The organism is Vibrio ishigakensis, assembly GCF_024347675.1.
In the GTDB taxonomy this organism is placed as follows: domain Bacteria; phylum Pseudomonadota; class Gammaproteobacteria; order Enterobacterales; family Vibrionaceae; genus Vibrio; species Vibrio ishigakensis.
The window spans coordinates 1,479,670-1,498,902 of the sequence record NZ_AP024882.1; the positions used below are offsets into that span (position 1 = coordinate 1,479,670).

The 19,233-nt window shown below is 44.8% G+C and carries 21 protein-coding genes; 7 read left to right on the forward strand and 14 right to left on the reverse strand.

Annotated features, from left to right (window positions below):
* The first annotated feature begins 80 nt into the window (after positions 1-80).
* From Pcarn_RS20580 to Pcarn_RS20600, 5 genes are read left to right on the forward strand one after another with little or no spacing between them, the layout of a single operon-like run.
* Positions 81-1,085, forward strand: coding sequence for a glycosyltransferase family 2 protein (locus Pcarn_RS20580; RefSeq protein WP_261836195.1), 1,005 nt, complete (start codon positions 81-83; stop codon positions 1,083-1,085).
* Positions 1,082-2,479, forward strand: a complete 1,398-nt coding sequence (locus Pcarn_RS20585; RefSeq protein ID WP_261836196.1) for an ArnT family glycosyltransferase — start codon at positions 1,082-1,084, stop codon at positions 2,477-2,479. The genes Pcarn_RS20580 and Pcarn_RS20585 overlap by 4 nt, the downstream gene beginning before the upstream one ends.
* 56 nt (positions 2,480-2,535) lie before the next feature.
* Positions 2,536-2,862 (forward strand): GtrA family protein, encoded by a 327-nt coding sequence (locus tag Pcarn_RS20590; RefSeq protein ID WP_261837328.1) that lies wholly within the window; start codon positions 2,536-2,538, stop codon positions 2,860-2,862.
* A 48-nt stretch (positions 2,863-2,910) separates the two neighbouring features.
* Positions 2,911-3,741: a DUF3626 domain-containing protein gene (locus Pcarn_RS20595; RefSeq protein ID WP_261836197.1), complete on the forward strand. Its 831-nt coding sequence runs from the start codon at positions 2,911-2,913 to the stop codon at positions 3,739-3,741.
* Positions 3,742-3,746: 5 nt separating this feature from the next.
* On the forward strand, positions 3,747-4,250 hold the full coding sequence (locus Pcarn_RS20600) for a GNAT family N-acetyltransferase (protein WP_315972690.1): 504 nt from the start codon (positions 3,747-3,749) through the stop codon (positions 4,248-4,250).
* A 322-nt stretch (positions 4,251-4,572) separates the two neighbouring features.
* On the opposite strand, the gene Pcarn_RS20605 is transcribed toward Pcarn_RS20600, so the two are convergent.
* The 8 genes from Pcarn_RS20605 to Pcarn_RS20640 form a co-directional block, all read right to left on the reverse strand.
* Entirely contained in the window at positions 4,573-5,370 is a 798-nt protein-coding gene (locus Pcarn_RS20605; RefSeq protein ID WP_261836198.1) for a PhzF family phenazine biosynthesis protein, read from the reverse strand.
* Between the two features lie 329 nt (positions 5,371-5,699).
* The gene (locus Pcarn_RS20610; RefSeq protein ID WP_261836199.1) at positions 5,700-5,852 is read right to left on the reverse strand and encodes a YoaH family protein; all 153 of its coding nucleotides are present in this window, start codon (positions 5,850-5,852) and stop codon (positions 5,700-5,702) included.
* Between the two features lie 17 nt (positions 5,853-5,869).
* Entirely contained in the window at positions 5,870-6,754 is an 885-nt protein-coding gene (locus Pcarn_RS20615) for a DUF2861 family protein (RefSeq protein ID WP_261836200.1), read from the reverse strand.
* Positions 6,751-7,419, reverse strand: coding sequence for a response regulator transcription factor VxrB (gene vxrB / locus Pcarn_RS20620; protein ID WP_261836201.1), 669 nt, complete (start codon positions 7,417-7,419; stop codon positions 6,751-6,753). The genes Pcarn_RS20615 and vxrB overlap by 4 nt, the downstream gene beginning before the upstream one ends.
* Positions 7,394-8,848 (reverse strand): sensor histidine kinase VxrA, encoded by a 1,455-nt coding sequence (gene vxrA / locus Pcarn_RS20625; protein WP_390904500.1) that lies wholly within the window; start codon positions 8,846-8,848, stop codon positions 7,394-7,396. The genes vxrB and vxrA overlap by 26 nt, the downstream gene beginning before the upstream one ends.
* 127 nt (positions 8,849-8,975) lie before the next feature.
* Complete coding sequence (pntB, locus tag Pcarn_RS20630; RefSeq protein ID WP_261836203.1) at positions 8,976-10,355, reverse strand: Re/Si-specific NAD(P)(+) transhydrogenase subunit beta; 1,380 nt, start codon at positions 10,353-10,355, stop codon at positions 8,976-8,978.
* Between the two features lie 11 nt (positions 10,356-10,366).
* Entirely contained in the window at positions 10,367-11,902 is a 1,536-nt protein-coding gene (gene pntA, locus Pcarn_RS20635; protein ID WP_261836204.1) for a Re/Si-specific NAD(P)(+) transhydrogenase subunit alpha, read from the reverse strand.
* Between the two features lie 174 nt (positions 11,903-12,076).
* A complete protein-coding gene (locus Pcarn_RS20640) occupies positions 12,077-12,355 on the reverse strand; it encodes an HlyU family transcriptional regulator (RefSeq protein WP_261836205.1) in 279 nt (92 codons plus the stop codon).
* A gap of 318 nt (positions 12,356-12,673) precedes the next feature.
* On the opposite strand from Pcarn_RS20640, the gene Pcarn_RS20645 reads away from it, so the two are divergent.
* Positions 12,674-13,180, forward strand: coding sequence for a type II secretion system protein (locus Pcarn_RS20645; RefSeq protein WP_261836206.1), 507 nt, complete (start codon positions 12,674-12,676; stop codon positions 13,178-13,180).
* On the opposite strand, the gene Pcarn_RS20650 is transcribed toward Pcarn_RS20645, so the two are convergent.
* Positions 13,181-14,158, reverse strand: coding sequence for a Solitary outer membrane autotransporter beta-barrel domain (locus Pcarn_RS20650; RefSeq protein WP_261836207.1), 978 nt, complete (start codon positions 14,156-14,158; stop codon positions 13,181-13,183).
* A gap of 126 nt (positions 14,159-14,284) precedes the next feature.
* On the opposite strand from Pcarn_RS20650, the gene Pcarn_RS20655 reads away from it, so the two are divergent.
* Positions 14,285-14,716, forward strand: a complete 432-nt coding sequence (locus Pcarn_RS20655; RefSeq protein ID WP_261836208.1) for a DUF3069 domain-containing protein — start codon at positions 14,285-14,287, stop codon at positions 14,714-14,716.
* A gap of 20 nt (positions 14,717-14,736) precedes the next feature.
* Here Pcarn_RS20655 and modC read toward each other — a convergent pair whose 3' ends face one another.
* The 5 genes from modC to Pcarn_RS20680 form a co-directional block, all read right to left on the reverse strand.
* Entirely contained in the window at positions 14,737-15,828 is a 1,092-nt protein-coding gene (modC, locus tag Pcarn_RS20660; protein WP_261836209.1) for a molybdenum ABC transporter ATP-binding protein ModC, read from the reverse strand.
* Positions 15,828-16,517, reverse strand: coding sequence for a molybdate ABC transporter permease subunit (modB, locus tag Pcarn_RS20665; RefSeq protein WP_261836210.1), 690 nt, complete (start codon positions 16,515-16,517; stop codon positions 15,828-15,830). Before modB ends, modC begins: the two co-directional genes overlap by 1 nt.
* A gap of 11 nt (positions 16,518-16,528) precedes the next feature.
* A complete protein-coding gene (gene modA / locus Pcarn_RS20670) occupies positions 16,529-17,266 on the reverse strand; it encodes a molybdate ABC transporter substrate-binding protein (protein WP_261836211.1) in 738 nt (245 codons plus the stop codon).
* Between the two features lie 63 nt (positions 17,267-17,329).
* Positions 17,330-17,974: an ATP-dependent zinc protease family protein gene (locus tag Pcarn_RS20675; protein ID WP_261836212.1), complete on the reverse strand. Its 645-nt coding sequence runs from the start codon at positions 17,972-17,974 to the stop codon at positions 17,330-17,332.
* Between the two features lie 17 nt (positions 17,975-17,991).
* Complete coding sequence (locus Pcarn_RS20680; RefSeq protein WP_261836213.1) at positions 17,992-19,173, reverse strand: amino acid aminotransferase; 1,182 nt, start codon at positions 19,171-19,173, stop codon at positions 17,992-17,994.
* Between the last annotated feature and the right edge of the window lie 60 nt (positions 19,174-19,233).

Sequence of the window (19,233 nt, forward strand, 5' to 3'; positions counted from 1 at the left end):
GTGAAAAAAACGTGAACAACATCATTTTCACACACCAGTTGCTACTGTGCGCTCAGTTATTCAATTACTTGGTGAACAAAATGGGCATCGTATCCGCAGTAAGTCTTAGTGATCACGAATCAATTACCCTTAGCATAGTTGTTCCTTACTACAACGAAGAAGAAGTTTTACAAGAGTTCCACGCCCGCGTGACTCGAGTATTGAGAGCACTGCCTGAGTCCTGTGAAATCGTTTATGTAAACGATGGTAGCAAGGACAGAAGTCTCGAAATCGTAAACGCTTTTGCGCCTATGGGTTGTCACGTAGTGAGCGTTGATCTTAGCCGAAATTTCGGTAAAGAGTCTGCCATGAGCGCAGGGCTTGAACATTGCAGAGGCGAGGCGGTGATATTGCTAGATGCGGACCTGCAAGACCCGCCGGAACTGATCCCTGATATGCTGAGAAAGTGGCGCCAAGGTTATGACGTGGTGAACATGAAACGTCGTGAGCGTCTCGGTGAATCTTGGTTTAAACGCTTTTCTGCAGCGAGTTTTTACAAGCTGTTAAATCTTTTAGTTAAATCTGAGATTCCTGAGAATGTAGGAGACTTTCGTCTTCTTAGCCGCGAAGTTGTTAATCATATAAATAACTTACCCGAGCGTAATCGCTATATGAAGGGTATCTTTTCTTGGCCAGGTTTTGAGCAAGCAACGTTGGAGTTTGACCGTGACCCAAGGTTTAGCGGTGAGACCAAGTGGAACTACTTCAAACTGATTGGCCTTGCGGTTGACGGTATTACTTCTTTTTCCATCAGGCCTCTTCGTCTTGCGACCATTGTGGGCGCCTTGATTGCATCTAGTGCATTCATTTACGGAATGATTGTGCTAGTAAAAACCGCTTTGTTCGGTGACCCTGTCACTGGATATCCGTCGATGATGATAGTACAACTAGCTCTAGGCGGTATACAACTCCTTAGTATTGGACTACTTGGCGAGTACATAGGGCGGATCTTTATCGAAACCAAGCAGCGTCCGCTTTATCTGATCAAATCAGTAGAACGTAGAGCCGAGCTTAAGAAACTGCCAACAGCGGAGAAAATTGCATGAAGTCGCTAAGAATGAATCTTTGGGTCATCTTAGCAATGGCTCTGCTTATCCGTCTGCTAAGTCTAGGTACTTATCCACTTATGGATACTACCGAAGCACGTTATGGTGAGATGGCTCGTTTAATGATTGAGACCAACAACTGGATAACACCACAATTCGATTATGGCGTTCCATTTTGGGGTAAACCGCCTTTGTTTACCTGGATGAGCGCGTTTGGCATTGAAACCTTTGGAGTAAACGAATTTGCGGTTCGCGTCCCTCACTGGATAGCGGGCATATTAACCATCATGGTTATGGCTCTGTTTGCACGCCGTTTTAATTTTAGCGGTATGATCACGGCCTTGGTGCTGGCAACCTGCGGGGTCTTTGCGGTGTCTTCAGGAGCTGTAATGACGGATATGGCGCTTACTCTTGGTATGACACTCGCCATGACCGGCTTTTATCTCGCTTGGAAAGGGAACAAAGCTTTTGGCTACTTAGGTTTCTTTGGACTTGCTCTAGGTCTATTAGCTAAAGGGCCTTTAGTTATTGTTTTGATGGGGTTGGCAGTCGGTCCTTGGCTTATTCTTCAACATGGTTTTAAGAATGCATTTGTAGTGCTTTGGCAGCGGTTTCCTTTAGTAAGCGGAACTTTGATGATGCTGGCGATAGCGCTACCTTGGTACTATCTGGCTGAACAAGCGACACCGGGTTTCATCGACTATTTTATAGTAGGAGAGCACTTCAAACGTTTCTTGGTCAGTGGTTGGGAAGGGGATCTATATGGAAGCGCTCATGATGAAGTACGAGGAACGATTTGGTTATTCTGGGTCTCTTCAGCGGCTCCTTGGTCCTTGGTACTGCCTGTTCTTATGTGGCTTAAACGTGGCTCTTTAAAAGCTATCGCATCAGATGGTCTGTTTACCTTCCTTCTATTTTGGTTGGTATCGCCTATGGTTTTGTTCACTTTTGCAGGAAATATCTTGCCTGCTTACGTGTTGCCAGGAATACCGGCCTTGGCATTACTCATTACCATGCTGGTTTCTGAAGAAGACACAGATAAAAAGTGGTTCCAAATTACCGCTGCGATTATTCCTTTTGCACTGGTGGTTACTGCAGTCGTCCTTAATCTGGGTGTTGGCGATAAGCGCAGCGAAAAATCGCTGTTGGCTAAGGTGAACCCGGAAATCGAAACCTTCTACATAGGTAAACGTCCATTCTCAGGTCAGTTCTATAGTGCAGGCCAAGCGAAATTATTTGGAGAGACAACAGATCTTGATCAGTACAAGACAGTGCAGTTGGTTGGGCGTAAAGATGCTGTAGATGAGGTGATTTCCGATAGAAGGATGAACTGTGTGATTGAATACACGGCTGAAAACAAAAAGTCTCTATACAAATGCGACACCTCATCTTAGATTACAGTCTAGTTAGGTTCGCTATAGTGGGAATGGGAGGGTTTGTAGTGGATTCGATGGTATTTTCACTGATGTTTGTCTACTACCAACTCCCACTAGTACCGGCGAGAGTTTTTGCCTTCGTTGTGGCTGCAACTGCAACCTACTTGGGAAACCGACTGTTTACGTTCCAGGACAAGAGCGAGGATAGGTTCGCTCAGTTTATCAAGTACTTTGCAGTAGCGAGTTTTTCAGCTATCCCGAATCTACTGGTTTTTAAATTATTAACCATGTTGTTTTGGCAAAGTAACATGGGTGTAGCTATCGCTTTTGTCAGTGGAATACTGATTGGAATGTTGTCCAATTTTGTCTTGAGTCGAAGCTTAGTATTTAAGGTCGCATAATTTCTGCAAACCTGTAATCTAGAGTATGTTATTCAAGGGGTTACAGGTTTGAACTCATTACATACCAAAGCAATCAATTCGATTAAAAGTCGCGACAAAACTAGAGAAAGCAGCGCCTCTGGCGATCTAACCATTAACTTTCATCCTGATAGGTTTACCAAAGATGGAAGACCTCTATTATTAGCCATTGCTCGTGATGGCATTCTGAAATCCCAATTTGAAACAGGAACCAGTAATGGCGGCCTAACCGCTTTTGTAGGCGGTGACCGATATGACTGGGAACAAAGAGTGTTCGACGGTATATATGACGATTCTCTTGCATATCAAAGACCCAAATACGGCGGATTTAACTATTTAAATCAAGAGTTTGGTGCATCTCCTAGATTCGGTTCGTCGTATTTTCTACTAAAAGGAGAGGTTTCTGAAAGAACGACTTATTGTTACCCAGATAGCTTCTTTCTACCTGAAGATTTTGCGTCTCACCAAGGCCTAGAGCATCTAATCGAACTAGCGGAAAGTGATTCTCAAGACCTATTGGATAACTACATAGAAGCACAGTTTCATGGAGAACTAAGCGTTCAAAATGATGTTGAGGCTTTGGTCCTCGACCCAATTTATAAAGATACCGATATAGAGAAGCAAGCAAACAACCTTGGTGTTGATGTTCGTTTTCATATGGGCTTTCGCCTGAAGGTATCGACCCTAGATCAGCATCATGATTACAGAGGCGAAGAGTTTGTGAACTTGGCGCACAAGATTGCAGAGGATGGGGTTATTCATCCACTTCTTTTAAGTAAGGCCATTTATGAAGATGGTTATGATGAGCAAGACGTTAAAAAGGTATGGCATTACCTTGCTAGATTTGGATACCAAGGGTGAATACTGTGCGTTTAGAGACTGAAAACTTAGTAATGGTACAAGTGACAGAAGACGACTTTGAGCTTTTTCGTAATCTGAATACCGATGAAGAAGTGATTGAGTATTGCTTTGATAAGCCAAATCTCGAGGAGGTTAAGCAAAGATTTGAATCTAGGCTTCCTAAATGGTGCAAGAATTCGGAACACTGGCTTTGTTTATCGATTATGGATAAGCGAGTCAACCAGAAAGTCGGCGTTACTGGATTTGTGTTAAATGAAGACGGCGCAGAAGTCGGCTTTTTGCTTAGCCCAAAATTTAAAGGCCGAAACATCGCAACTGAATCACTTAGTGAAGTTATGCGCTGGGCGCGTGGTGTACATGACATTCAATACTTTAATGCGGTAGTGACAGAAGGAAACATTGCTTCAGAGCGCGTACTGCAAAAGTGCGGGTTCAACTTAGAGCAAAGAATTGCAGACGCGTATGAGATTCGAGGAAAGCTTTATGCAGACCTTATCTATAAGTCGTAGGATATCTTAGAGCAGGGAGATGAGGGGAACACCAGTGATAGAATAGTTCGCACAATAGTGCGTTTACTAAATGCTATTTAACATAACATTGATTATGCGTACTCATTTACATTGTTTCTGAATCGCTTACTTCGCGGGTTTGCGGCGTCATCTCGCGGTTTACAAAGCATAAACACAATCAAAATAGTCGTCGCGTACGTGAATTCTTCAAGGCTTAGCTGAGTTATGCCTCTACATTTTAAAATTCGAGCTTACAGATAGCTCGTTTAGTTTAATTATCTCATCACGTTCATTTATGTAGCTATCGCCACGCAAGCTAACGTTATAAATGCAACGTTCCAGACAAAACCAACTTTGCATGGCCTGTAAGCAAAACTCTGTCACCAAGCAACTCTGTCTCTAAATAACCGCCGCGTCTAGATGCTTGAAACGCCTTAAACTGTTTTTGGTTTAAAGCTCCACTCCAATACTTGGTCAGCGCGCAGTGAGCTGAGCCCGTCACTGGATCCTCGTTCACACCAACCCAAGGTGCAAAGTAACGAGAAACATAATCCAGTTCACTTTGATCAGAAGTTGCCGTTATGGCAACACCGCGTCCTGGCATTTGTTTGAGCAAATCAAAGTTTGGTTTTACAGATAACACGTCACTCTCTGTAGATAGAACGATAAGTTGCTTAGTATCGAACTCCGCAAACTCTTCTATTGCACTTGAGGCTATACCTAGAGCATGAATCAACTCTATGCTTGGCTCAGCTTCAAAATCTATAACCGGCGCCGGAAAATCTAGAGTGATTTCATCACCGATTACCTTAGCCTTTAACACTCCAGACAAAGTGTTGAAAATCACTGCTTCTCCATCACTAACGGTGCCCTTTGATCTCAGGACCTCTACTGTTGCTAGAGTGCCGTGTCCACACAGTGCGACTTCAATCTCAGGTGTAAACCATTTTAAGTTCATATCAGATAGCGATAAAAATGCCGTCTCAGACACAGCCATTTCCGCCGCTATGTTTAGCATCAGATCTGAACTAAGTGGCTCTTTAGTTATACACACAGCAGCCGGATTTCCTGCAAATGCTTGATTGGTAAAAGCATCCACCTGATAAGTCTCGATATTCATGGTCTAGTTCCAAAACTTCTTTAATAAATAACAAGTTACACCATCACAGCGCTTGTTAGTAGCCCGTATTTTTCAACTTATGTCACAATTGCCTATCGTGCAGTGAATTATTCTGTGCCGTTTCTGCCCCTGTAATCAACTTACATTATTTTGATTACGTACAGCCTTCCTTATAAAGGTAAGCCATTGAATATAAGGAACTATTTTTAAAAGACCAAACGATTAGCCCACTATAGAATCAGTGTCATGTTCGCACATTATATATGTTGGACTTTATTAATGAGCCTTATTATTTAGTTATAATGCGTTAGGTGTTTATTAAAAAAGCCTTATTCAGGCTTCTTGTTATATTCGGCTCTAATTCGTTCAGCTACAACCTTAATAGCTTGTGCTGTACTCATTCCTTCAGACATCAGTTTCTGGATTTCCTCTACCGCCTTCTGCTGCTCTTCGTGACTGAGCGGTGGCAAATCATCTAACATTACTTTTCCTCTCTACCCTACTCTTCTGTAAGGTCAATGGTTTTACTAATCGTGTTCTGCTCTTGAATAATGATAGGCCCCTGCCAACGTGAGTTGACCATGGAGACACTTACCAGATAGCGATTCGGTTCAACAGAATTTTTAGGTAGCTGCTTTGGATAGCGAGACTCATAGCTCTTTTGCCAAACGCGACTGTACTTACCTTCCGAGTATTCTAATACCTCGACCGTCTGTCTTGGAAGTGGGCAAGATGGGTTGAGCAGCTTTTTCTTATCAACAGCCCAACTATCACGCGATTCCCACCTTACCTCTTGAGCAGGCGTTATAGAATCGAGAATAACCCAGCTCTTCCAACTCTCACCGTTCACATCACTAATGATGATCTGATAAAGACCGCTTTTAAGGTCACTACTCAAGCTGTAGTTTTTACTGGTGTAATGAAGTTGTCTTTCGTTATCTGTATCAATATCTACCTTTTGCGAGATCTGTTTCTCGCTGGAGATATGTGAATCAGGCCAACGTAGAAGGCTTACATCCTTAATCGTGGATTCACTTTCGATATTAATACGAACCTTGTAAGAGGTACGTCCTGGTCTCTGAATGGTGTTTTTGTTGATGACAACATTGTCTAACCAAGCAGGGAAACCCTCGTTCATCAAGCTTTTACCACAATCTTTCTCGACCGCTTGTTCTAACAAAGCATCAAGATGAGGACGTAGATAATCCTCAGACTCTTGTTGCCAAACATGCACCATTAGGTCGAACATGCCATTTAGGTCATCATTCAACAGGCTCTCGTGCATCTTAGATACCGTATTACTCTCTTCAAACCACTTAGCTTGAACGGAACAATACGGTAGAGCTAACGCTGCGCAGGCTAGAATCAGCTTGGCTGGTTTCATTCGGTCTTCATCTTGTAGCCAACACCGCGCAGGGTTTCAATCTCAATACCTGGTAGCTTCTGACGAAGCTGAAGCACGTGAGTATCAACTGTACGAGTAGTCGGGAAATGGTTGTAACCCCATACGTGATCAAGCAGCTCATCACGGGTAAACACGCGACCTAGGTTGCTCGCAAGGAACATAAGAAGGTCAAACTCGGTACGCGTTAGAGTCACATCCTCACCACGATAAGCTACCTCTCGGGTTGCCTTATCGATAACTAGGCTCTGAGTGATAACCTTAGAATCGTCTTGTGCTTCTTCACCACTGCTAACAGTGCGAAGGTTCGCGCGGATACGAGCAAACAATTCAGCCTCTGCAAATGGCTTAGTCAAATAGTCGTTAGCACCCATATCAAGGCCAGTTACCTTGTCTTTTACGGTAACTAGCGCAGTCAGTAGGATGATTGGCACATCTTTAATGCCTTTCCACTCACCGATGTGAGAGACAGAATCACCATCAGGCAATTGGCGATCAAGGATAACGAGATCAGCGTGTTGCCACAGCGCTTTCGTTTCGGCGATGGTTTCGGCATGCAGGCACTTGTATCCTGCTTGCTCTAGGCTAACCAAAAGACCATCAGCCAGGTTTTTATCGTCTTCAACGAGAAGAAGTGTCTGTTCCACTTGGGATCTCCATTATAAATTTTGTAGGTGGGCCCTCTAATCTCATCTTGCCCCCCATTCGATAAACCATAGACTCGACAATCGTCAAACCTAGGCCAAGTCCGGCTTCACTCACAAACGGTTTACGAAGTTGTTTCCAATCTTTAGAGCTCAATTGCCCTTGGTCTTCAACGGTTATGAGTAAGTTCTGTTTTTTAGTCACTACGGAAAGCTTAACAGGCGCTTCACCGTACTTAATTGCATTGTTAACCAGGTTGTCGATGCAGTTACCTAGCCAATAAATATTTACGTTTGCTTCCAAATCTTCCGGCATCTCTAACACGACTGGAGCGGAATACTCTTCGAGCTTGTACATCAACCATTCCTGCATCGATGGAAGATGTTCTGTTGCCAGCATCTGATTATCAGATTGAAGATAATCTTTGCTCGCTTCGGCTAGTTGTCTAAGTCGTCTCGAGTCTTCGCACAGACGGCGGAACTCATCATAAACCGTCTCAGGCAAGTGCTCAAATTCACGTCTAAAACCTTCCACTGTCATTGATAGCGAGGCTATCGGCGTTCTCAACTCATGGGTTAAGATCTGCAGAACCAACATGCGACTACGAAGCTCTTGTCTCTTGCTGTTCCAGCGATAAATGGCCCAGCCGGTAATCAAGAAGAAGTTCAGGATCACCAAAAAATAGAGCGCTTGCTTTATCAGGTCTTGGTCGCTCTTCTGGCTCCAACAGATGTTTCCTCGCTCAAAGAAACACTCGTTTACCTGATTGCTAAGAGTGAAACTGAGCTCTGCCGTGTCAGCATTTGTCTCTAGGGTTTTATAGTCAAAAATGAAATAGCTATCGCCCTTACGCAGCCAAAATTCCTCCCCCTGCAAAAACATTGGTGCACCCGCTATCAAGGCTGTGACCGAATCGCGGTTCATGAGTTGCAGACGACCTAAAAGTGTATCTGGCTCTGCAAGGTTACGCTCGCTGATGTGCATGTACTGCTGCAGATCTTCAAACATCTCAGGATGAACCGAGACATAACGAGCAGCATAGGTACCACCGCCTGGATGAATATGGTCTGAACGTGAGAACCATTTTACTGGCAGTTTAGTTCCGCGGCACATAGCTCGGGTAAACACTAATGGCTCTGTAACCAAAGGACTCAGGGGTAATTTCCCTTTGCACTTTTGCTCTAGTTGATACAGAAGTTGGATATCCTTGAGAGGATATTTACTTGTCTGCGGCAACATAGAATCGGGACTTATTAGCGCAGTTGGAAAATTTACCTGTATCTCTTGCATGTCGTACATCTGTTTTGCGTCGTCAAACGAAAACAGGCTCGTCAGCACGTCCAGTTTTTGCGGCAAGGTCTTGGCCTGCAGCACTGGCGATACAAACATGAGTACTAAAACAAGTAACGAAAAACGCAAAGAGAACAACATTTTATAAATTTTGATGAAGCTAACTATACCCATAAACAGTGCAGCATACCAAGTTTGGCTGTGTTTCTGACGGAATAATGACAAGAAAAAAGGGAGCCGAAGCTCCCTTTGACATAATCATAACAGATTACAGATGTTCAATGATCTTCAGGCACGAATCCTTCGCATCGCCAAACAGCATCGAAGAGTTCTCTTTGAAGAACAATGGGTTTTGAACGCCAGCGTAACCAGTGTTCATAGAACGCTTGAACACAACCACATTTTGCGCATTCCACACCTCAAGTACTGGCATGCCAGCGATTGGGCTGTTCGGATCTTCAAGGGCTGCCGGGTTAACCGTATCGTTAGCACCGATAACAAGAACCGTATCTGTTTCTGGGAAATCGTCATTGATTTCATCCATTTCAAGTACGATGTCATACGGTACTTTCGCTTCAGCAAGAAGTACGTTCATGTGACCAGGAAGACGACCGGCTACTGGGTGAATACCAAAGCGCACTTCGATACCTTGAGCACGTAGCTTTTCAGTGATCTCATGAACTGGGTACTGAGCCTGTGCTACCGCCATGCCGTATCCTGGAGTGATGATGACTGATTTAGAGTTTTTCAGCATTTCTGCTACTTCTTCAGCGCTCGATTCACGGTGCTCACCGTACTCTTCACCTGTACCTTCGGTCGATACTTCCTGACCAAAACCACCTGCAATAACACTGATGAATGAGCGGTTCATCGCCTTACACATGATGTAAGACAGTATGGCGCCCGAAGAACCTACTAGCGCACCAGTTACGATCAACAGATCATTTGCTAGCATGAAACCTGCCGCTGCTGCTGCCCAACCTGAGTATGAGTTCAGCATTGAAACCACAACTGGCATATCTGCACCACCGATAGATGCTACAAGGTGGTAACCAAAGGCAAATGCGATTAGGGTCATGATAAATAGTGGGAACAGGCTGCCGTCACCATTTAGGTAGATATTCATCAGCCAAGCCGATACCACAATAGCTGCAAGGTTTAGCTTGTGCTTATGTGGAAGGTTAAGTGGTGATGAGGAGATGATGCCGCGAAGTTTACCAAAGGCAACAACAGAACCTGTGAAGGTAACCGCACCGATGAATACGCCTAGGTACACCTCTACAAGGTGAATAACGTGCTCCGCATGCGTTGCCGCCTCAGGTGCGTCTAATAGGCTGTTATAACCTACTAGAACCGCAGCCATACCAACGAAGCTGTGAAGAATTGCCACAAGCTCTGGCATTTCTGTCATTTCAACTTTCTTGGCATAGTGGATACCGATACCACCACCGATAACCATGGCAATAACGATCCAAACGATACCCTCTGAGTGAGGACCAAAGATGGTTGCGATAAGCGCGATAGCCATACCGATGATGCCGTAGTAGTTACCACTACGCGCACTTTCTTGCTTAGAAAGCCCGGCTAGACTCAAAATAAAGAAAACAGCAGCAACAATATAAGCTGCTTGTACTAATCCTGCAGACATTTGCTACTCCCTTAGTCTTTACGGAACATTTCTAACATGCGCTTGGTTACCGTAAAGCCACCAAAGATGTTAATACTTGCGATAAGCACTGCGATGAATGCCAAGAAACTCACAAAGCCGTGGCCTTGCCCTATCTGCAGAAGAGCACCAACGATAATGATACCTGAGATAGCATTAGTCACCGACATAAGCGGTGTGTGCAGTGCGTGCGTAACGTTCCAAACCACGTAGTAGCCAACGATACAAGCCAGTACGAATACAGTGAAGTGCGCCAAGAATGCAGCAGGCGCAACCGAGGCAACCCAACCAAAGGCAGCAACACCGGCTGCTACACCAATGATCTTCTTAACTGGAGAAGTCGGCTCTTCAGGCTTCTTCTCTTCTACCTTAGCTTCTTGTTTAGGAGCCGCTGGCTGCGCTGAAACCTGGATTGGTGGCGCTGGCCAAGTAATCTCGCCCTCTTTAACCACAGTCACACCGCGAATAACCACATCTTCAAAATCGATGTCGATATTGCCGTCTTTCTCTTTACACAGAAGCTTAAGAAGGTTGACCAAGTTAGTTGCGTATAGCTGAGACGATTGAGTTGGAAGACGGCCCACCATGTCGGTATAACCGACAATCTTAACGCCGTTGTCTGTAGTAATTACCTTGTCAGCCACTGTGTAATCACAGTTACCACCGTTAGCCGCAGCAAGGTCCACAACCACGCTGCCCGGCTTCATTGAATCCACCATCTCTTTGGTGATCAACTTCGGTGCTGGACGACCTGGGATCAATGCCGTGGTGATGATGATATCAACGTCTTTCGCTTGTTCTGCGTAAAGCTCTTCCGCTTTCTTGTTAAATTCATCAGACATCTCTTTTGCGTAGCCATCGCCACTGCCACTTTGCTCTTGGAAATCTATCTCCAAGAACTCAGCGCCCATCGACTCAACCTGCTCTTTTACTTCAGGGCGAACGTCGAACGAGCGAACGATAGCACCAAGGCTACCAGCAGCACCGATTGCAGCAAGACCAGCAACACCTGCACCTGCAACCAGCACTTTCGCTGGCGGCACCTTACCTGCGGCGGTGATTTGGCCTGTGAAGAAGCGACCAAACTCATGTGCCGCTTCCACGACCGCACGATAGCCAGCTATGTTAGCCATTGAGCTAAGTGCATCTAGAGCCTGAGCACGAGAGATACGAGGAACCGCATCCATTGCCATTACATTGATATTTTTAGTGGTTAGCTTTTCCATCAGCTCTGGGTTTTGAGCCGGCCAGATAAAGCTCACTAGTGTAGCTCCCTCTTTGATAGCTTCAATCTCGCTATCAGTAGGCGCATTGACCTTCAAAATAAGGTCTGATTGCCAAATCTCATCCGCTGCAACTAGCATTGCGCCAGCAGCTTCAAAGGCGGCATCATCAAAACTGGCAAGTGCGCCAGCGCTATTTTCTACCTTGATGTCAAAGCCCAGTTTGATCAGTTGCTCCACCGACTTGGGTGAAGCAGCGACTCTGGTCTCTCCATCGAGTACTTCTCTCGGTACACCGATAATCATTAGTGCATACTCCTTGTATACAAATCACAAAATTCCTGTGGACTGTTCTATCGCTACCCCTAAACTGCAGGTATCAAAACAAACGTGTGATAAATCAATCACTTTACAGTCGATTTTGCACCTCGACTGTATAAAAAACTATGAATTGTCTCCCCTTAAAAGGTCTAACCAGCGTTAGTTGAACAGAGACTCGCCCATTTGGTCGATTAGCATTTGCGCTTTTTTAAGCATCAGCTCTTTGGCGTCGGCTTCACTGATCAAAAGATCGGAGCGAATAAAGCGGTGTGTTTTCATCTCTTCACCCTCACCGAGGGTGATTCGACCAGCAATGCGATACTGACCATTTTCCGCAATAGGTTCAGCGTAAATGAGGTAACCTTTGTACTCTTCCGGCTCAACCTCGACCGCCTTCTGCTCTTTACTGCCACCAAATAAACGGCTTAACCAACCCATAATTTTTTCCTTCAATAAAATAAATCTCTATTCAACTAAATCTAAGGGATAGCGAAGGCAATGGCGAGATTTAACTGCAAATGTTTGATCAACATATACAAATTTTTGATGACAGATTGTGACTGGCGCAAAAAAGCATCGAATAGCATTTGGATTAAAGGGCGTTTGAATAAAAAACGTACAGAAACAGCAGCAAGAAAGTTAATTAAACACGCTTTTATGAATTACTAATAATGGGATTTAGAACGTTAGTTTTGTGTTGGAAAAGTTAACTTAAATTGTTACCGTACAGCATTCTTTTCGATAGATAGAGTCACTATGAAAATTAAGAAAGGTTTTACACTGATCGAGCTCATTATCGCATTAGTGATTCTGGCTATCCTTTCTGCAATCGCAGCACCGCGGTTTATCAAACTTAAGCACGATGCGCGCAGTAACACCATGCAAAGTGTTAGCGCTACCCTGTCGTCTCTTAATCATATGTTGACGGGTCTTTCTGCAGTAGATGGTTTAGAGCGCGAACAAACAACTACCCTTGAAATTGAAGGTAGAGACATACAGCTTCAGTATGGAAATCTTGGGGTAGCTAAAACAAGTGATATTACCGCACAAGACATTTCCCATGTAACTTTTTTAGAAACTGAATCGCTGAAAAGAGTTAGCGAAAAGGCTGGAAACGAATTCGGTGTAATGGTGTTTTCTAAACAACAGTTTTTTGTCACCCATCCCGGCATGTCAGTTTTAGAAGATTGCTTTGTAGAGTACTTCCCCGCAACTAGCCCGACTCTATCTGCAGAGATAAATGTAGTGGTTTCAGGTTGCTAATTAGTCCTGGTTGAACAACAAGATGATCGTTCCACCACTCAGCGAACTTCCGTAGTTGAGGTTTATTCCGATCCCGATGTTGTCCACATAGTCTCTAAGAAATGGCGGTGATACCAGCCAGCCGATACTCGCTTCCCAGTACTCATGGGTATTTAACGACTCTTTCAGGTCGCCATTGATATTAATATGTCGAACGCTCGAAAACAGGGTTTGACCATAACCACCCCAATGGGTGATGTCATAGAAACCTTTTATGCCATTTATCCAATACAAACCTTCAGGGTTACCAATGTCACCATCATTGCCCTGACCGCCTCCGTAGCCATAAAAGTAATTGAGGTCTGAGAATGCTTCCCAGCGCCCCCAACTTTGAGGATGCTTATAATGAAGATTTAAGTTTGGCTGAAAAGTCTGTGCCCAAGCCGAAGTATTGAAGATATTTCCTTCTACTATATCTCTGGTCTGCTCCGAGAACTGCGTTCTGTAAGTAAAATCATTCTCCAGATACATCACGTTGGTACCTATACCGGCACCAATACTCCAGTAGTCTGTCCAGGGACGAGTTACTGAGTAATGAGCTGCCAATGTATAGATCTGTTCTTTTAACGTGTCAGAAACAGGCTCATTATTGAAATTAACGTTTTGTTTTTGTCTCAAATAAGAAAAGAGTACCTTTACCCGCTGTTCTAGTACTGAGTTGTCTTCAAACGTAATGGTGGGGAGTTCAAAGGTATAAGGGAGAGTTGTTACACCCAGATCTTTCTTTAGATCAAGCGAGGCTTGATTACCAAAATCATCGCCGATATTAGCAATCTGGTTAGGATCGAAATTCTGGAAGCCCAGTGAAATAGCGTTACTGTCACTGTAGAGAACTGCCGCTGCGAAGTTTGCTTCGAATCCTTTTCGAAAAATATCAATAGCAAATGATGAATAAGAAACCACACTCAGACAGAGTGCTAAAACTGCCTTGTTTCGCACGTTATTTAATCCTTTATACAACTCTTGATTTAATTATTGTCCAGTTATCACTGATTTCTACGCTAATTATTGACTTTAAATCTGGGTTTCATACGATGTCCTTGTAACATCAAATAGGTAAAAATCATGTCAGAAACCCAAGATATCCAAACAATCGACCTAGCCGAAGTATCTAAAGAACTGCGTCAGGTGATCGAGTTTGACGAAGTACCAGAGCAAATGTATCAAATGGTGGTTTCTATCCATGAAACTGCGGAAGAAGAAGTCCGCAAAGCTTGGGATGAACTACCAGCAAGTGCACAAAATGTTGTAGATAGCTTCGAGCAATTCCACGCTCTAACCTCTGTAAGCCAAGCCTTTGCAGGTGTGGGCCTTCTAGAGGAGTTCCCTAACCTAGATCTTCCTGCCGATATGAGCGAAGAAGATACCAACGCATATAAGGCTCAGCTGCTTGATAAAGTACTGTTCAACTGCATCAAAGATATGGTTAAACAGGTTAAAAAAGCACGTCGTGACCCTATCCTAAAGCGCGACTTCAACAGCGTATTCGAGCGCTAATCAATCGCGAGCCTCTCACCCTAGTGGGAGGCTAACTTTTGTTGAGTAAAGCTCACACCCTTGATTTGAGCATAAACCAACTTACCCACCTCTAACTCCAAGTCTGTCGCGGCCCAAACCGTTATCGAAGACTTAATTCTTACATCTGCACTAAGTTCCAACTCTAAAAGGTAAGCGTGTTCGCTCGTGCGATGCATAGCAGATACAGTAACCGGCAAGATATTCCGTATTGAGCTTTGCTCGCTACGTGACAGGGTAACAGATACGTCGCTGGCATTGACTCTAAGGCGCATGTGCTTACCCTGCAGATCGTCAAAGTCTGTATCAGGCACCCATAGCGAGTGCGTATCTACACTGAGTCTGCGCATTGCGTACTGTGAATGCCGCTCACATACCTCGACATTAATAAGTGAGCTTTGCATCTCATTGCCCTTCCACAAGGACAAAGAATCGCTGTTCCATACCTCTTCTACGGTGCCAAACTGAACCAACTTACCTTGCTCGAGCAGTAACAAGTTATCCGCAAGGTTCATTACCTCTTCAAGGCTGTGGGTTACATAAACCACTGGGATATCGATGTTCTGAGCCAGTTTTTGAAGATACTTAAGCACCTCTCTCTTTCGAGGAAGGTCAAGACTTGCTAAAGGCTCATCCATTAACAAAAGCTTAGGGCGCGACAACAAGGCACGCGCTATGCCTACCCTCTGTTTTTCACCACCACTGAGTTGATGTGGTCGAGACTGAATTAGGTGCTGGATATCGAGTAGTTTGAGCAGTTCTTGGTATTCAGAATTGCTCACCTCTGGCGGCCGACCGTAATTAAGGTTCTGCTTTACCGTCATATGTGGGAACAAGCGAGAATCTTGGAACACCACAGCGCATTCTCGCTCCCAAGTAGGGACGTTTACTCTGCTTTTGCTATCAAACAGCTTTTGCTCAAAAAGGGTTATTTCACCTAATTCAGGAGTAAGCAGACCGGCAATCACATTAAGCAATGTGGTTTTACCGCTACCTGAGCGACCAAACACGGCTGTGACACCCTTAGCTGGGATGTTGACTTGAACATCAAATTCTTGAGTATCGAAACTATGGGAGAAATTAACTTTGAGCATCAGCTAAACCCCAAATTTTTCTGCGCACGTCTCGCCAACCACTCACTGATAAAGAGTGAACTTAGGGCAATCACTATGGCTATGATACAAAGGCGCATAGCTTCAAACTCCGCCCCCGGCGTTTCAAGAAAGCTAAACATAGCCAGCGGAATGGTTTGAGTCTCTCCGGGGATATTGGAGACAAAAGTAATGGTCGCCCCAAACTCTCCAAGGCTGCGCGCAAAGGCGAGTAAAAAGCCAGAGATGAGACCAGGTATGGTCAGTGGTAAGGTTATAGTTGTAAACACCTTCCAAGGTCTTGCGCCTAATGTCATAGCCGCTTGCTCAAGTTTAGGGTCGATACCAATGATACTGAGTCGAATGGCTCTTACCATCAACGGGAGTGAAACCACAGCGGAGGCTAAAGCTGCGCCATGCCAATTAAAGGCAAAACTGATCCCGAAAGTGCTATCCAAGAATGCACCGATCGGACCTTGTGTACCGAATAACACAAGTAATAGGTAACCGATCACCACAGGAGGGAGCACCAAAGGAAGGTGCACAAAGCCATCGAGGATGGATTTACCCACGAACTCCTTCTTCGCCAACAGCCAACCCAGTCCGATACCAACAGGCAATAACCCTAAGGATGCCACCAGTGCGACCTTAAGGCTCAGTAACAGTGCTGTCAGTTCGTATTCAGTTAGCACAGGTTCTCCAATTAGTTCGCGGAAGAAAAACCTAGCGCTAGGATCTTCGCGTGCATCTCATCACTTAAAAAATAATTATATACATCAATGACTTCTGCGTCTTGAGATAGTTGGACAATTGGATAAGTAATAGGCTCATGCAGGTCATTAGGAAGCTCAGTGAGAACTTTTACCTTGTCAGATTGCACTGCATCGGTTTTATAAACAATGCCGGCTGGCACTTGACCACGCTCAACCATAGCCAGCGTAGCTCGGGTGTTCTTCATAGGCGCATACTTAAGTTCGCTATAAACGTTAAGTTTCGTTAGTGCCTCTTTCGCATAGATACCCACGGGTACGGTCTTTGGCTCGCCAATGGCTAAGCGCCCTTTTCCTATCAATTCCTGCCAAGTTTCGAGTTTAGCTATATCAGTGACTTTGACATCAGAAGCAGTTGGAGAAACCAACACTAGGCTATTAGAAGCTAGTGTTTGAGATTCTTGTTTTAATTCTAGGTTCTTTTCTACGTAGTCCATCCACAAACTATTGGCAGAGATATAGATATCTGCCGGAGCTTTATGAGTAACTTGGCGGGCAAGAGAGGCAGAACTGCCAAACACGCCCTTGACCTCAATGTCGCCCCCCTTAAAGTGCTGCTGCGCTTGCTGAACCACTTCCGTCATCGACGATGCGGCATAGACATAGACTACCTGTTTGGCACTCGCAAAAGCGCTACACAGAACCGAAAAAATAACTATAAATCTAGACATAAAACTTCAAATTGCAGAAACGAAAAAGGCGCTGACTAGCAGCGCCTATCTATTATAAATCAATTATTTAGTGACTTTTGGTTGAACATATTTGCGACCTACATCTACGATGGCTACGTCGCGAACAAAGCTGCGTCCCAGTAGCACTGGGTAGCTAAGGTGTGAGCGATCCACCAGCGTGAATTCGGTCTTAGCTTTCAGGTCACCAACCTGAATCCATACAGAAACCACTGCTCGACGGTCGGCTTTATCTGTGCTCGATTGCTTGATCTTAGCCCACCGGTCCACAGGAAGGCTGATCTCTTTACCTACCTTGCCGTTAAAAGCAGGCTTGAATTTAACCCACTCTTTGCCATCGCGTTCAAATTGCTTAACCTCAACAGCAGATAGAGATGAGGTTGTTGCACCGGAATCGATTCGTGCGCGAACACTAGATTTAGATTTAGGGAAATACACCCATTCCTTCTCACCTAGGATCAGCATGCCATCTTTAGTCTTTGTTGGTAATGGTGCAGGCTTAGCTTCAGGTGCTTCCTCCTTCACCTCAGGCTCTTCCACTTCTACCACCTCTTCAACACCTTCTTCGGTCTCTTGTTCAAAAGTAGGAGGCGTTGTTACTCCGGTGTTTTCGTCCGGCTTTGGTGCACTGGTACATGCACTAAGAGAGATTGCCGCGATAGCGATTGCCAAATATTTCCAATGTTTCATCCAATCCACCTGGTTGTTTATTTTACGTCGACGATAGCTTGCGCTACATAAGGAAGATCTTGCTCACGAAGGCCCGCAATGTTGATACGACCATCGTTAACACCGTATACAGCGAACTGCTCACGAAGTTTGATCATCTGCTCAGCACTGTAACCCAGCACACTGAACATACCCTTATGTTGTTTGATAAATTCGAATTCATTGCTTCCAGAGCGCTCGGCGAGCTCACGACAAAGACCTTCACGAAGAGAAAGCAGACGAAGACGCATATCTTCTAGTTCACTCACCCAATCTGCTCTTAAGTCATTGTCTAGCAATATAGTTTTAACTATAGACGCTCCGTGCGCAGGAGGCATAGTATAAGTTGAACGAGCCATTTGTAGCAGCTTGCCACGAGCATTTGTTGCATGAGTGGCATTCTGGCCAATCACAATCGCACTGCCGGTACGCTCACGGTAAAGACCGAAGTTTTTAGAACAAGAACTGGTCACTAAAAGCTCAGGAAGATTGGCCGCCATGTGAGACACGCCAAACGCATCTTCAACCAGTCCATCACCAAAGCCCTGATATGCGATATCGATAAAAGGAGTAAAGCCGTTCTTCTGGGCAAGCTCAGTGACGGCTTTCCAACCCTCGATAGGCAGATCCGCACCGGTTGGGTTATGACAGCAGCCGTGAAGCAGCACCACATCCTTGCTACTCGCCTGAGAAAGATCGCTCAGCATTGCTGACACATCAACCTGCTTAGTATTCACGTCAAAATAGCGATAGTGCTTAACCTTAAGGCCAGCTGCTTCCATTACAGGTTGGTGGTTTACATAGCTAGGATTGCTCAGCCATACGGTTGCACCAGGCTCAGAGAACGCGATAAGTTCAGCCAACATGCGCAGACCGCCGCTGGCGCCTGGGGTTTGCACTGAGGTAGAACGCTCGATGATACTTTGATCGGTAACCAGAAGTTTCAGTGCTTCAGCATTGAACTCTTCGTCCCCTGCCATGCCTACATAAGCCTTAGTGGTCTGCTCATCCAGCATCTTTTGCTGAGCGTTTAGAACAGCACGCATAACTGGAGTGACACCGTCACTGTTTTTGTATACACCGATACCAAGATCAACCTTGTCTTGGCGTGGGTCTTGGCGATAGGCCAATGAAAGAGAAAGGATCGGGTCCTGTTGAGGAGACGGTAGATTAGCAAACATGAAAAAACTGCCCTAAGAATTCCATTTAGATGTCATCACGTTATCACTTGCGAAACAAAA

Bases quoted from the DNA above. Each gene is read 5' to 3' on its own strand.
- Pcarn_RS20580 (WP_261836195.1), top strand. From the start codon at position 81: ATGGGCATCGTATCCGCAGTAAGTCTTAGTGATCACGAATCAATTACC.
- Pcarn_RS20585 (WP_261836196.1), top strand. From the start codon at position 1,082: ATGAAGTCGCTAAGAATGAATCTTTGGGTCATCTTAGCAATGGCTCTG.
- Pcarn_RS20590 (WP_261837328.1), top strand. From the start codon at position 2,536: ATGGTATTTTCACTGATGTTTGTCTACTACCAACTCCCACTAGTACCG.
- Pcarn_RS20605 (WP_261836198.1), bottom strand. From the start codon at position 5,370: ATGAATATCGAGACTTATCAGGTGGATGCTTTTACCAATCAAGCATTT.
- Pcarn_RS20610 (WP_261836199.1), bottom strand. From the start codon at position 5,852: ATGTTAGATGATTTGCCACCGCTCAGTCACGAAGAGCAGCAGAAGGCG.
- Pcarn_RS20615 (WP_261836200.1), bottom strand. From the start codon at position 6,754: ATGAAACCAGCCAAGCTGATTCTAGCCTGCGCAGCGTTAGCTCTACCG.
- vxrA (WP_390904500.1), bottom strand. From the start codon at position 8,848: ATGTTGTTCTCTTTGCGTTTTTCGTTACTTGTTTTAGTACTCATGTTT.
- pntB (WP_261836203.1), bottom strand. From the start codon at position 10,355: ATGTCTGCAGGATTAGTACAAGCAGCTTATATTGTTGCTGCTGTTTTC.
- pntA (WP_261836204.1), bottom strand. From the start codon at position 11,902: ATGATTATCGGTGTACCGAGAGAAGTACTCGATGGAGAGACCAGAGTC.
- Pcarn_RS20640 (WP_261836205.1), bottom strand. From the start codon at position 12,355: ATGGGTTGGTTAAGCCGTTTATTTGGTGGCAGTAAAGAGCAGAAGGCG.
- Pcarn_RS20645 (WP_261836206.1), top strand. From the start codon at position 12,674: ATGAAAATTAAGAAAGGTTTTACACTGATCGAGCTCATTATCGCATTA.
- Pcarn_RS20655 (WP_261836208.1), top strand. From the start codon at position 14,285: ATGTCAGAAACCCAAGATATCCAAACAATCGACCTAGCCGAAGTATCT.
- modC (WP_261836209.1), bottom strand. From the start codon at position 15,828: ATGCTCAAAGTTAATTTCTCCCATAGTTTCGATACTCAAGAATTTGAT.
- modA (WP_261836211.1), bottom strand. From the start codon at position 17,266: ATGTCTAGATTTATAGTTATTTTTTCGGTTCTGTGTAGCGCTTTTGCG.
- Pcarn_RS20675 (WP_261836212.1), bottom strand. From the start codon at position 17,974: ATGAAACATTGGAAATATTTGGCAATCGCTATCGCGGCAATCTCTCTT.
- Pcarn_RS20680 (WP_261836213.1), bottom strand. From the start codon at position 19,173: ATGTTTGCTAATCTACCGTCTCCTCAACAGGACCCGATCCTTTCTCTT.